General features: G+C 63.6%; 11 protein-coding genes and 1 pseudogene. 4 read left to right on the plus strand and 8 right to left on the minus strand.

Translation table 11 applies throughout. From position 1 onward, the window contains the following. Positions 1–11 precede the first annotated feature (11 nt). The 3 genes from KI243_RS14500 to KI243_RS14510 form a co-directional block, all read right to left on the minus strand. Positions 12–1,010 carry a bile acid:sodium symporter family protein gene (locus tag KI243_RS14500; RefSeq protein WP_017127464.1) on the minus strand — a complete coding sequence of 333 codons (999 nt, stop codon included), beginning with the start codon at positions 1,008–1,010 and terminating at the stop codon, positions 12–14. 283 nt (positions 1,011–1,293) lie between these two features. Beyond that, positions 1,294–1,635: a carboxymuconolactone decarboxylase family protein gene (locus KI243_RS14505; RefSeq protein ID WP_017127463.1), complete on the minus strand. Its 342-nt coding sequence runs from the start codon at positions 1,633–1,635 to the stop codon at positions 1,294–1,296. Positions 1,636–1,677: 42 nt separating this feature from the next. Then, the gene (locus KI243_RS14510; RefSeq protein WP_103032551.1) at positions 1,678–2,451 is read right to left on the minus strand and encodes an SDR family NAD(P)-dependent oxidoreductase; all 774 of its coding nucleotides are present in this window, start codon (positions 2,449–2,451) and stop codon (positions 1,678–1,680) included. A gap of 155 nt (positions 2,452–2,606) precedes the next feature. On the opposite strand from KI243_RS14510, the gene gcvA reads away from it, so the two are divergent. Then, on the plus strand, positions 2,607–3,530 hold the full coding sequence (gcvA, locus tag KI243_RS14515; RefSeq protein ID WP_017127461.1) for a transcriptional regulator GcvA: 924 nt from the start codon (positions 2,607–2,609) through the stop codon (positions 3,528–3,530). Positions 3,531–3,549: 19 nt separating this feature from the next. Here the strand turns inward: gcvA and KI243_RS14520 are convergent, their stop codons facing one another. Further along, positions 3,550–4,293 (minus strand): SDR family oxidoreductase, encoded by a 744-nt coding sequence (locus KI243_RS14520; protein WP_017127460.1) that lies wholly within the window; start codon positions 4,291–4,293, stop codon positions 3,550–3,552. 245 nt (positions 4,294–4,538) lie between these two features. On the opposite strand from KI243_RS14520, the gene KI243_RS14525 reads away from it, so the two are divergent. Next, complete coding sequence (locus KI243_RS14525; protein WP_146049122.1) at positions 4,539–5,447, plus strand: hypothetical protein; 909 nt, start codon at positions 4,539–4,541, stop codon at positions 5,445–5,447. A 36-nt stretch (positions 5,448–5,483) separates the two neighbouring features. Here the strand turns inward: KI243_RS14525 and KI243_RS14530 are convergent, their stop codons facing one another. From KI243_RS14530 to KI243_RS14545, 4 genes are all read right to left on the minus strand, one after another. After that, positions 5,484–6,512, minus strand: coding sequence for an amino acid ABC transporter substrate-binding protein (locus KI243_RS14530; protein WP_103032553.1), 1,029 nt, complete (start codon positions 6,510–6,512; stop codon positions 5,484–5,486). 97 nt (positions 6,513–6,609) lie between these two features. Then, entirely contained in the window at positions 6,610–7,785 is a 1,176-nt protein-coding gene (locus KI243_RS14535; RefSeq protein WP_177131002.1) for a cystathionine beta-lyase, read from the minus strand. A 135-nt stretch (positions 7,786–7,920) separates the two neighbouring features. Further along, entirely contained in the window at positions 7,921–8,742 is an 822-nt protein-coding gene (locus KI243_RS14540; RefSeq protein ID WP_017127457.1) for an AraC family transcriptional regulator, read from the minus strand. A gap of 57 nt (positions 8,743–8,799) precedes the next feature. Then, positions 8,800–9,702 (minus strand): arginase family protein, encoded by a 903-nt coding sequence (locus KI243_RS14545; RefSeq protein ID WP_017127456.1) that lies wholly within the window; start codon positions 9,700–9,702, stop codon positions 8,800–8,802. Between the two features lie 619 nt (positions 9,703–10,321). On the opposite strand from KI243_RS14545, the pseudogene KI243_RS14550 reads away from it, so the two are divergent. Together KI243_RS14550 and KI243_RS14555 are read left to right on the plus strand one after the other, a co-directional pair. Beyond that, positions 10,322–11,730 (plus strand): annotated as a pseudogene (locus KI243_RS14550) (NAD(P)/FAD-dependent oxidoreductase). Then, on the plus strand, positions 11,720–12,958 hold the full coding sequence (locus KI243_RS14555; RefSeq protein ID WP_212811061.1) for an FAD-dependent oxidoreductase: 1,239 nt from the start codon (positions 11,720–11,722) through the stop codon (positions 12,956–12,958). The pseudogene KI243_RS14550 and the gene KI243_RS14555 overlap by 11 nt, the downstream one beginning before the upstream one ends. Positions 12,959–12,968 lie beyond the last annotated feature (10 nt).

Genomic DNA, 12,968 nt, shown 5'->3' on the forward strand with positions numbered 1-12,968 from the left:
GTTGCCAGGCGTCAGGGATCGACCTGGCCCATCAGTTCGCTGACCGACTCCGGACGCTTGGCATAGCGCTGCGCCAGCACCGCACAGACCATCAGTTGGATCTGGTGGAACAGCATCAGTGGCAGGATCAGCACGCCGATGGTGCTGCCGGCGAACAGCACCTGGGCCATCGGCACGCCGGTGGCCAGGCTTTTCTTCGAACCGCAGAAGAGGATGGTGATACGGTCTTCCTGGTCGAAGCCGAAGGCCTTGCCCAGCACGGTGGACGCCAGCAGCACCAGGGCCAGTATCACACCGCAGACCACCACCAGACCGCCCAGGTCCCAGAGCGGGATCTGATGCCAGATGCCTTCGTTCACCGCCTCGCTGAAGGCGCTGTAGACCACCAGCAGGATCGAACCCTGGTCAACGAATTTCAGCCAGCTCTTGTTGCGTCCCACCCAGGCGCCGATCCAGCGCCGGGCGATCTGTCCGGCAATGAACGGCAGCAGCAGTTGCACGCTGATCTTCAGGATCGCATCGAGGGTCGAGCCGCCGTCGCCATGGACATTCAGCAGCAGGGTCACCAGCAACGGCGTGAGGAAGATGCCGAACAGGCTCGACGCCGCCGCGCTGCAGATCGCCGCCGGTACGTTGCCCCGGGCCAGGGAGGTAAAGGCGATTGCCGACTGCACCGTGGCCGGCAGGGCGCAGAGGTAGAGCATGCCCATGTACAGCTTGTCGCCGATCAGCGGCGACAGCAGCGGCTTGAGCGCCAGGCCCAGCAGCGGGAACAGGACAAAGGTCAGGCCGAACACCAGCAGGTGCAGGCGCCAGTGGCCGGCACCGGCGATGATCGATTCGCGCGACAGCTTGGCACCGTGCAGGAAGAACAGCAGGGCGATGGCGATATTGGTCAGCCAGCCGAAACCGACGGCGACCTGGCCGCTGGCGGGCAGGAGGCTGGCGAGAATCACCACGCTGACCAGGGTCAGGGTGAAGTTGTCGGGGAGGAAACGAGGGCGGGTCATCGGCTGGGTTGTCCGGGAGCAAGAAACATGACACGGACTTTAACCTGTCTGACGATTGCCGACTAACGCCAATAAGTCCATGAGTATCGCCTAAAGGACATGGCGCAATGCCGAGTCGTCCCCTTCATTCGCGCTAATCGATAAGCCGTATACAGGCCGCCCAGGCCACCGCCGATAATCGCCACCTTGCCGCTGTTCATTGCGCTGCTCCGGGTCAAGAACCAGAAAGCCCGCATGGCCCCATGATGCCGGGGCGATACGGGCGGGTGTCGGCAGGCTGCCGTCAGCTGTTTTCCAGGGCCGCGTAGGCGTCGAGCACCCGGGCGGAGTAGGTCACCGCCGCACCGGCATTGAGCGCGATGGCTACGCCCAGGGCCTCGGCGATCTCCTCGCGGGAAGCGCCATGCTTGACCGCCGCCCTGGTATGCACGGCGATGCAGCCGTCGCAGCGGGTGGTCACGGCCACGGCCAGGGCGATCAGTTCGTGGGTCTTGGCGTCCAGGTGACCGGTCTTCGCGCCGGCGCCATCCAGCACCTGCAGGCCGCGCACAGTATCGGGGGACAGTTTCGCCAGGTCGCCCACGCGGCCCAGCAGGGTTTCGCGGTATTCATTCCAGTCGAGCATGGTGTTCTCCCGTTGTTCTGGTCGTTGGTTCAGGTGCCTGGCTCAGATACGGCCGGCAGTGACGCCGCCATCGACTGGCAGCACGGTGCCGGTAATCCACGACGCCTGCTCGGAGGCCATGAACAGGATCGCCTCGGCGACATCCCCTGGCTGGCCGTTGCGGCCCAGCGGGTGGAAGGCGTTGAAGGTCGGGAGCACGGCCTTGACCTGCTCGTTGTCCATGAAGGTGTTGTACACCGGCGTCTCTACCACGGCAGGGGCCACGGTGTTGATACGGATGTTCGACGACGCCAGCTCGATGGCCAGGTTGCGGGTCAGGGCATGGACACCGGCATTGGCTGCCGAATAGGCGGCCGAGGGGGTTGCGCCGATGGCTTGCAGGGCCCACAGCGAACCGGTCTGCACGATGGCGCCACCGCCACGCTGCTGCATCGCCTTGGCCGCGGCCTGGGCCATGAAGAATTTGCCCTTGAGGATGATGTCGACGAAACCGTCGTATTCCTGCTCGTCCAGTTCCAGGAAGGGCTTGGGATTGAACACGCCGGCGTTGTTGATCAGGATATCGACGCCGCCGAACTCGGCGCTCGCCAGCTCGACCAGGTCCCTGGCGGTGGCGGGCCTGGCGATATCGCCGGCGAGGTAGCGTACTTGTTTGCCGGTAGGATCGATCTGTGCCGCGGCCTGTTCCAGTTTCGCCGCGTCACGGCCGCCGATCACCACGCTGGCGCCTTCGGCCACCAGGCGTCGGGCGACTTCTTTCCCGATGCCTGAACCGCCACCGGTGATAATGGCTACTTTGGAAGAAAATCTTTTCATGTTGTTGCCCCGTGCTGGGTTGGTGGAATAGCCTTGACCGTTCTACTCTTGCACCTGGTTGCCGAGATGCCTTGGCCTGGTGGCTATTCTTCGCTTTGCCGACAGCACTCACAAACCAGAAGTTTTTTTCAGCCATTAAAGAAAATCTTTATCCTATGAGCGCTCCTGCCTACCTCAACGCACTCCGGGCCTTTGAAGCGGCGGCCCGGCACCAGAGCTTTTCGGCGGCCGCCGCCGAACTGCATGTCACCTCCGCCGCGGTGGGACAGCAGGTACGAACCCTGGAGTCCTGGCTGGGCGTGGCGCTGTTCAATCGCGCCTCGAGCGGTTCGGCACGCCTGGTGCTGACCGATGTCGCGCGCAAGGCGTTGCCGGATATTCGCGAGGGCTTCGAGCGCCTGGGCGTCGGCCTGGCGCGTTTGAAAGAGGGCTCCCTCAGCGCCTGCCTTACGGTGACGGTGAGCCCGGCGTTTGCCGCCAAGTGGCTGTTGCCGCGTATCGAGGGTTTCCAGCTGGCCTACCCGCAGACCGATGTGCTGCTGGACACCAACCTGCGCCCCGTGGACTTCATCGCCGAAGGCATGGATATCGGCGTTCGTTATGGCACCGGGCGCTGGCCCGGGCTGACCGCGATCAAACTGATGGACGAAGAGATGTACCCGGTGTGCGCGCCCGGCTATCCGTTGCTGGAAGCCGGACTGTTACCGCCGCGACGCCTGGCCGAGGCGACGCTGATCCACGACCTGTCGATGGCCGGCGACCCGGCCTATCCGACATGGCGCACCTGGCTCGATGCGTCGGGATACGGCGATATCAATGCCGAGCACGGGCTGCGCATCAACAATTCGGCGGCGGTCCTGCAGGCCGCCATCGACGGACAGGGACTGGCCCTGGGGCGCAGCGTGATGTTGCGCGAGGACCTGGCGGCGGGGCGGCTGATCCGTCCCTTTGGCGAGGCCAGCCATCCGCTGGCGTTCGCCTATTACATCGTCTATCGCCCGGAAGTGGAGGGGTTGGCGAAGATCCAGGCGTTTCGCGACTGGCTACTCGGGCAGGTATCCCCAGGTATCGACGCTTGAGCCTGGCTTGCCCCATGGACTACAACTCCGCCCGGCCGCCGTCGACGACGATCTCTGCGCCGAGCATATAGCGCGAACGGTCGCTGGCGAGGAAACAGACCGCCTCGGCGATTTCCTCCGGCAGTCCCATGCGGCCGACGGGCACCTGGCCGCCGACCTTTGTCGCATAGGCCTCGAACTCCTGTTCCGTCTGCCCGGCCTGGCGATGCAGCGGGGTCGCTATGGAACCGGGGCTGACGGCATTGACGCGGATCTGCCGGTCCAGCAGTTCGGCGGACAGGGTGCGGGCAAAAGAGCGGACCGCGGCCTTGGAAGCTGACAGCAGCGAGCGTCCGGGGGCGCCGATCTGGTTGAGCCAGGAGGTGTTGAGAATGATCGAGCTGCCCTTGGGCATCAGCGGTACCAGGGACTGCACGGTGAAATAGACCCCCTTCACATTGACCGCCAGCAACTGGTCGATCATTGCCTCGTCGGTGCTCGCCAGCGGTGTGCCATAGGCAACGCCGGCATTGGCGAACAGGATGTCGAGGCTGCCGAACGCCTGCTCGATCTGTGTACCCACCGACTGCATGTCGGCCTTGCGCCGAACATCGGCGCGGATCGCCAGGGCGTCTGGGCCCAGCGACCCGAGCGCTGCCTGCAAGTGTTCGGGGTCCTGGCCGGTGATGGCGACGCGGGCGCCATGGGCGAGCATCAGGCGTGCGGTCGCCAGGCCGATGCCTGACGAGCCGCCGGTGATCAATGCGGTTTTACCGTTGAGCATGCCGATAACCTCTGGAGTAAGTGGGCTTGCGGCACAAAGGGTGACGCCGACGCGGGCGGCTGGCGAGGCAGATATTCCTTTCTTTCCCCAAAGAAAATATTGCCCGTGACGGGCTGGACCACGTTCACGAAAAGTCACTTGCCTGTGCGGGAAACGGGCCAGGCCATTGGCGCTTTCTGCAAGAGGGATATCGGACTTTGTATTTTCATGGCGCCGATACAACCTCTTTCAATTGTGAGTACTGCATGTTCAGCGATATCAAGAAAATAATCGGCTATGCAACTTCTCTGCAAAACGCTGCGGAAAAACAAAAGGAAAACCATGGTCCGCGGAAGGGTTTCGCCAATGTATCAAGAGTGAAAAATGATCCACACCCTTGCAAGCTGCACAGGACAGGCCTTGCTCTGCGCAAGAAAGCCGATTCACACCCTGTCGGCGCTACAGGTATTCCGGTTTCGCCGATCCCCCTCAGCGAGCGCAAGACCGGCCAGAAGCAGATGCTCCAGCACGGCCAGCGGCATGTGCTGGAGCGACAGGCGCCAGGAACAACTTCTTTGGATAGGCACGACAACAACAAGCCTCAACTGATAGGGCAGGGATCAAGAGGGCGGGTGTACCGTAGCGGCGACATGATCATCAAGGAAGTGACACCGTTCAATCCGGGGGCGGCGCGGCATGAAGTCGATATGTGCAACAGCTACTGGCAGACAGCAGGTGAGTCCGCGGTAGCCACGCGTGCTGGCAACTGTATACGAATGCCATTTGTGCAAGGAAAGTCTCCCAACTCATCGGAAACGCGCCAAGTGGTGAAAGGCCTGTACGACAAAGGCTTCATGATGGGCGATGCCCACCCTTCGAACTTTATCAAGACCGAGAAGGGGGACATCGTTCCTGTGGACTTCGGACTTGTTTTTCCGAAGGACGGTGTCGAGCAACTACACAAAGACGTCGGCAAAGAAATACTTCGCGACTATGCCAAAGGTGGCTTCCATTACGTCCCCGATGAAATCAAGCCGGCCTATACTGCTCGCCTCCAGGCGTTGGATCGTTTGCTCGGTAAAGAAAGCCCGACGTACAGCATGACAACGGAGCAGCTTTCCAAGCTCGGTATCGTGCTCGACTTCCCATCAGAAGCAGAGCTCCAGGCCGATTAACGGCAAGAAGTATAGGCTCGCCAGGCGCTGATTCGATCAGCGCACTGGCGGGGCGTATTGGATGCCGCCGTTGTTCCACAGGGCGTTCAAGCCGCGGTCGATGGCCAGCGGCGTAGCCTTGCCGAAATTGCGTTCGAAGACCTCGCCGTAGTTGCCCACCTGCTTGACGATCTGTACCACCCAGTCCTTGCGTAGCTTGAGGTCCTTGCCGTACTCGCCATCGGCACCGAGCAGGCGGGCCACATCCGGATTTTTAGTGGACCTGGCTTCCTGTTCGACATTCTTCGAGGTGACACCGGCTTCCTCGGCATTGAGCATGGCGAACAGGGTCCAGCGCACGATGCTGAACCAGTCTTCATCGCCCTTGCGCACCGAGGGGCCGAGGGGCTCCTTGGAGATGGTTTCCGGCAGGATCACGTAGTCGGCCGGCGTGGTCAGTTGGCTGCGCTGGGCGTTGAGCTGGGATTTGTCGGCGGTGATCACATCGCAGCGCCCGGCCTCCAGGGCCTTGGCGGTTTCGTCGGAGGTGTCGAAGGTGATCGGGGTGTATTTCAGGCCATGGCTGCGAAAGAAGTCCGAGGCGTTCAGCTCGGTGGTGGTCCCGGCCTGGATGCACAGGGCCGCACCGTCGAGCTGGCTGGCGCTGGTGACGCCGAGCTTCTTGTTCACCATGAAGCCCGCGCCGTCGTAATAGGACACGCCGGTAAACACCAGGCCCATGGCGCTGTCACGGGAACTGGTCCAGGTGGTGCTGCGCGACAGCACGTCGATCTCGCCCGATTGCAGGGCGGCCAGGCGTTCCTTGCCGTTGAGCTGGGTGAACTTCACTTTCGCCGCGTCGCCGAACACGGCGGCGGCGAGAGCATGGCAGAAGTCGACATCGAGGCCGGTCTGCTTGCCGTTCTTGTCGGGCACCGAGAATCCGGGAATGCCGTCGGAGACGCCGCATTGCAGGAAACCTTTCTTCTGGATCGCATCGAGGGTCGCCCCCGCCTGGGCCAGTCCGCAGGTGCCGAGTATCGAGGCGGCGACCAGGGCGCCGAGGGTGGATTTCAACGTGTTCATTCAAACCTCCTGAGGTGTTTTTCTTGTACGGGCGCCGTGGGTCCGGCCAGCGAATGCGGGCCGGAAAGCGCCTTGGGGTCGGGTCAAATGGCAGCTATCAGAGGTGCAGCGTCGCGAATGCCTGTTCCAGGTCTGCGATCAGGTCGTCAATGGCTTCCAGGCCGATGTTGAAACGGACGAGTCGTTCGCCGTAGGTGCGGTGTTCGCGTCGCAGGTTGAAGTGCGGTGCCACCAGGCTGGTCACGCCACCCCAGCTGTAGCCGATGTGGAACAGGCGCAATTGATCGATGAAATCCAGCAGACGTTCGCCGCTGAAGGCTTCGTTGAATACCACCGAGAACACGCTGCTGGAGCCGCTGAAGTCGCGTTTCCAGAGTTCATGTCCGGGGCAGTCGGGAAGGGCCGGGTGCAGGACCCGCTCGACTTCCGGGCGGGTGCCCAGCCAACGGGCGACGGCGAGGGTGGCCTGCTCCAGATGGCTCAGGCGCACGGCCAGGGTTTGCAGGCCACGCAGGGCCAGGCTGCAGTCGTCGGGGGAGGCGGCGAGGCCGAGCAGCGAACGGGCATTGCCGAGGGCCTGGTAGTGCTCGGGGCTGCAAGTGCTGACGGAGCCCAGCAACAGGTCGCTGTGACCGCCGATGTATTTGGTCAGGGCCTGGGTGGAGACATCCACGCCGTGCCCGAATGCGTCGAACAGCACCCCGGCCGAGTAGGTGTTGTCCAGCGCGACCACGGCCCCCACTTGCCGGGCCGCGGCGACGATGGCCGGGATGTCCTGGACTTCCATGGTTGCCGAGCCCGGGCTTTCGCACCACACCAGCGCGGTATTGGCGCGCAGCAGGCCGGCGATATCGGCGCCGATCAGCGGATCGTAGGGCTGTACTTCGATGCCGAGGCGGGCGAGCAGGTCGCGGGCCAGGTCGTTGTTCGGGCCATAGGCGCTTTCCGGCACCAGGACATGATCGCCGCTCTTGCAGAAGGCGAAGTAGATCAGGGCCAGCGCGGCCTGGCCGCCAGGCGTGATGAAGCAGTGGTTGGCACCTTCGAGTGCGGCAATGCGTCTGGCCAGTTCCAGTGTGGTCGGGGTGCCGTGCAAGCCGTAGGCATAGGGCACGCGTTCGGGGCACCAGTCGTCGCGGACATCGCGGGCGCGGTCAAAGAGCGTGGTCGAGCCGCGGTACGTCGGTGTGCTCAGGGACTTGAAGCCGCTCGGGGCCTGGGGGGCCGGGTCCAGCAAGGTGGTTTGCCAATGGGCTGTTCGGGGGCTGTTCACGCCGCGTTCTCCAAGCTTTCGTGTGAGGGATCGAGGTCATGCACGAAGGCTGTGCGTGATGGCCTGTCTTGACGAAATGCTAGGGAGCGGGCGAGCCGTGGGATTGAACGTTCTTGCGATTATGAAAAAAATACTTCAGCGCCAGCGCCCGGGCGGCACACCAAAGGCTTTCTTGAAATGCCGGGTGAAATGGCTCAGGTCGGCAAAGCCGCTGTCGGTCGCCACGTCGGTGGCGGCGATGCCCTTGCGCAAGCCTTCCAGCGCCCGGTTGAGGCGGATCTGATTGCGCCAGGCATGGGGTGCCAGGCCGGTTGCCCGGGTGAACAGGCGGGCGGCATGAAAGGTCGACAAGCCGACTTCCCGGGCCAGCTCGCTCAAGGACACCGGTTCGGTCAGGTCTTGCAGCAGACGCTGCTGCATGGCGGCCACACGCTGCCCGTCGCGCGGCAGGTGCGGTAGCACCGGGCGTTGTCCGGCATGCCGCAGCAGCAGGGTGGAGATCGCCTGGAGCAACTGGTGCTCGGCCTGCAGCGGATCGACGTTGGCCTGCAGGGCGCGGTGTGCCGCGCCCATCAGCAGGGTGAGGTCGGGATCGCGAATGATGTCTTCGCGAAACCAGGGGAGAGGCGTCGTACGCCCGGCCACGGCGTCCATGACCGATTGCACGAAGGGGACGGGCAGGTAGAACACCCGATAACGCCAGCCGGATTCGGTGGCGGCGGAACCGGTGTGCACCTCGCCAGGATTGAGTACCGGCACGGCGCCGGCCTCGGCCACGCATCGACAGCCGCGATAGTCATAGCGCTGGGCGCCGTCTTCGATCACCGACAGGGTATAGGCATCGTGCCAATGGCGGGCGAAGCGCTGGTCATGGTACTGGGCCGTGAGCATGTCGGCGCCCGGCAGGATCGGCGAGCGCCAGTAGTGCACGGTATTGCTGCGGTCGGCGGTGGTCATGGTGTTGTCCTGTGATCTGCGACCCGGCCCATGCCACCGCCTCTGCCGTACAGGGCGTCAGCGGTTGGCGAACTGGCCGAGGGCCTTGCCAATGGTCGCGGCCAGCCCGCGACCGCTCAAGCCACCCGGGTCCATCTCGGGGTTGTAGATGGTGAACTGGATGCCGATGGCCCTGGGTGAACTCATGGCCGTGCGCAGGGTGGTGCCCAGGTCCTCCCAGGAGAAACCGTCCGGTTGCGGATGGTCCACGGCCCACATGATGCCCTGGTCCAGCACATCGACGTCGACGTGAATCCAGAAGCCTTCCGGTCCGTCTTCGCGGGTCAGGTGGGCCACGGCTTCCTCGGCGGCGTTCTCGGTGCCGAGAATGCGTACTTCCTGGCGGTTCAGCGCCATCAGGTCCCTGGGCAACTGCTGGCCGCGATTGCGCGCCTGGATCGCTCCGTCACGATAACCGAACAGTACGACATCCTCGTCGCGCAGCAAAGGCCGCTGGCCTTCGATATCGGCAACCACCGCCGGGCCGCGACCGGTGGCATAACCCAGGTCGCTGGCCGAGGCCGCCCCGGCGATCGGGTTGTTGTCCGCTTCATAGAAGTCGGCATGGCCGTCCAGGTACAGCACGCCATAACGACCGCGACGCTTGAGTGCGAGCATGGTGCCGAGCAGGATCGAACAGTCGCCACCGATCACCACCGGGAACTCGCCATTGTCCATCACCTTGCCAACCGCATCGGCCAGGGTGATCGAATACTCGTTGATGGCATGGGGGTTCATGATCTGGGTTTGCGGATCACGCTCGATCCGCCACGGCGGCGACTCGACCCGGCCGGCGAGGCGGGCATTCAGGCGCTTGGCCAGACCGGCATTGAGCAGTGCCTCGGGCATATGGGCGACGCCCAGGTGGGTCGAGATATGCCCCAGGACCGAGGGGGCTTCGATGATTGCAAAGTTGCGCATGGTGGTTCCTCCTGTTTGTTGTTCGCGGAGGGGGAAATCGCAGGGACTGTGCCAGTGTTTTTTTACGGCGTTGAATTGCCGCTATCTTTTGCCTGATTCGGTCATTGATTGGCTGTGATATGACCGATCAACCGAACAGGCCATGCTCGAAGGTGTGTGGATGCCGCCGTCCTGAAACCGCAGCTTGGATACCGACAAACCTTTGCCGTTCGAGGGTATGCAGACGAAATCGCACTGGATGGGTGCGCTCGTAACAACGCTGTGCATTTTTGGGTAACAACGTAGCAGGTGACTGATAAGTGACTGGGTTGTTGAAATGATTGACCATAAAAAGAACTGCCCGAATAGCTTTCATCGAGCGAAACAGCCACAGAAAGGGCGTTCGATGAGTTCAGGTCATCCTGCCTATAAAGGAAGAAACAGCCGAAACAAGTGGTTTTGACCGATTGTTATCGCCCCCGATTTTTTCAATGCATGAAGAACTGATCTCTCCAGCGGCACAGGGATGCCCGAATAAAACCGCCTGCTTTCCACAAAACCACAAGAAAACGGAGGGTGGCATAGTCACTGCACCTGTTTTGCTCATTGAAGATGCCGCATTACGAGACAGGTCAAGACAATGATTGATGCATTCCCGAGCAAGGCAGATACCTACGACGTCGCGGTGATCGGTGGCGGCGTGGTGGGGTGTGCCATGGCTCGCCGATTCGCCCTGGAGGGGCCCGGGTACTGTTGCTGGAAAAGGCCAGCGATATTCTGTCGGGGGCCAGCAAAGGTAACAGCGCGATCCTGCACACCGGGTTCGACGCGCCCCGCGACAGCCTCGAACTGGCCTGCATGCAGGCCGGTTACCGCGAGTACCTCGATATCCACCAGCAGATGAACCTGCCTGTGCTCAGGACCGGCGCCATGGTCGTGGCCTGGACCGCGGATGACCTGGGCAAGCTCGACGGCATTGCCCGGCAGGCGCGGGACAATGGCGTCGATGATGTGGAGTTGCTGGAGCCGGCACGGATCCGCCAACTGGAGCCCGAGCTGTCGCACAAGGCGCTCGGTGCCGTGCAGGTGCCGGGGGAGTTCCTCATCGATCCCTGGTCGGCCCCCCTGGGTTACCTGCAACAGGCCCTGTTGCACGGCGCCAAGGTGGTTCTGGGGACCGAGGTCCAAGGTGGCGACTTCGACGGCCTGGCCTGGCAACTGCAGACCAGTCGCGGGCCTGTGCGGGCAACGTCTGTCATCAATTGCGCGGGCCTGTTCGGCGACTGCCTGGAAGAGCGCCTGCTGGGGGAGAGTCATTTCAGCATCCATCCGCGCAAGGGCCAGTTCGTGGTCTTCGACAAGGCCGCCGCGCGATTGCTGCAGACCATCGTCCTGCCGGTCCCCAACGAACGGACCAAGGGCATCGTGCTGACCCGCACGGTCTTCGGCAACCTGCTGGTGGGGCCGACCGCCGAGGAGCAGGACGACCGTATCCATGCCGGCCTCGACGGGCTGATGCTGGCGGAACTGGTCGCGGCGGCGGTCGAGCGGATTCCGGCGCTGGCCGGCATGCCGGTGACCGCCACTTATGCCGGCCTGCGCCCGGCCAGCGACAAGAAGGAATACCGCATTCGCCAGGTGGCCGAACGCAACTGGATTACCGTCGGCGGGATCCGTTCCACCGGCCTGACCGCCGCGCTGGGTATAGCCCGGCATGTCTTCGAACTGTATGGCAGCACACATTCCCATCGCCCACCCGCGACCATGCTCTGGCCGCGGCTGCCGAACCTGGCGGAACACCTGCCGCGGGACTACCAGAGCCCCGGCTATGGCGAGATGGTCTGTCATTGCGAACTGGTCACCGCCCGGGAAATCACCACGGCCCTGAACAGCCTCCTGCCGCCTGGCGACCTGGGCGGGTTGAAGCGCCGCACACGAGCCTGCATGGGGCGTTGCCAGGGATTCTATTGTTCGGCACGGGTGGCGCAATTGAGCGAGGGTCGACTCGCCGTGCCACTGTCCACGGGGAGTTGCATTCATGTTCAGTGAGACTGAAACGGTCGATGTCGCGATCATCGGCAGCGGGCCGTCGGGGCTTGCGGCGGCGGTGGCCTTGAAGCGCCGTGGCGTCCAGCGCGTGGTGATCATCGAGCGCGAAGCCGAGGCCGGGGGCATTCCGCGACACTGCGGGCATCCGCCCTTCGGTCTGCGGGAGTACGGCCGGATCCTGTCCGGACCGGATTACGCCCGGCGCAATATCCGCGAGGCACTGGCGGCCGGTGTCGAGATCCGTCTCAAGCACACGGTGACGCGGTTGGGACACGGTGGTTTGCTGGAGATCGTCAGCCCGCAGGGTTCCCTGCGCCTCCAGGCCCGCCGCGTGCTGCTGGCCACCGGCGCCCGGGAGACGCCGCGCTCGGCCCGTCTGCTTGGTGGTGACCGGCCGTTGGGGGTGATCAACACCGGCGCCCTGCAGTCCTACCTCTACCTGGAGCAGCTCAAGCCGTTCGAACGTCCGCTGATCATCGGTACCGAACTGGTCAGCCTGTCGGCGGTGCTCAGTTGTCGCCGTGCCGGGATCCGGCCAGTGGCGATGATCGAGGCCAATAGCCGGGCAACGGCACGCTGGCCGCTGTCGTTGTTCCCTCTGCTGTGCGCTGTACCGATGCATTTCGGCGCGCGGCTGCTGGATATCCAGGGCACCGGACGCGTGGAGTCGGCGCGGGTGGAACTGGCCGACGGCAGCGTTCGGACCTTTGCCTGTGACGGTGTCCTGCTGACCGGTGCCTTTGTGCCGGAAGCGAGCCTGGTGCGCCTGAGTCATCTCAAGCTCGATCGCAGCAGCGGCGGGCCGGTGATCGACCAGTTTGCCCGCTGTTCCGACCCGGCCTATTTCGCCGCCGGCAACCTGCTGCGTCCGATTGAAACCGCCGGTTGGTCATACCGGGAAGGCCGACGGGTTGCCGAACTGCTGGCCAGGGATTTGCGGGGCGAGCTACCGGTTCCCGGAGGTTCGGTGGCGATTGTCGTGCACGGCCCGCTCAAGCTCTGCGTGCCGCAACGCCTGGCGACCGGCACCACCCGCGGGCTCAAGTATTTGCAGTTGCGGGTCAGCCAGGCGGCGCAGGGGCGCTTGCGGGTGCTGGCCGATGGCAAGGAAATCTGGGCCCGTTCATTGACCAGTTTGCCCGAGCGTCGGGTACTGATTCCGATTGCTCACTTGAAGTGGCCGACGGGCGTCCAGCACCTGGACGTCGATGTCGTCGATCATGATTGAACGCATTACC

Origin of the sequence: Pseudomonas sp. Ost2, assembly GCF_018326065.1 — a bacterium.
In the GTDB taxonomy this organism is placed as follows: domain Bacteria; phylum Pseudomonadota; class Gammaproteobacteria; order Pseudomonadales; family Pseudomonadaceae; genus Aquipseudomonas; species Aquipseudomonas gingeri.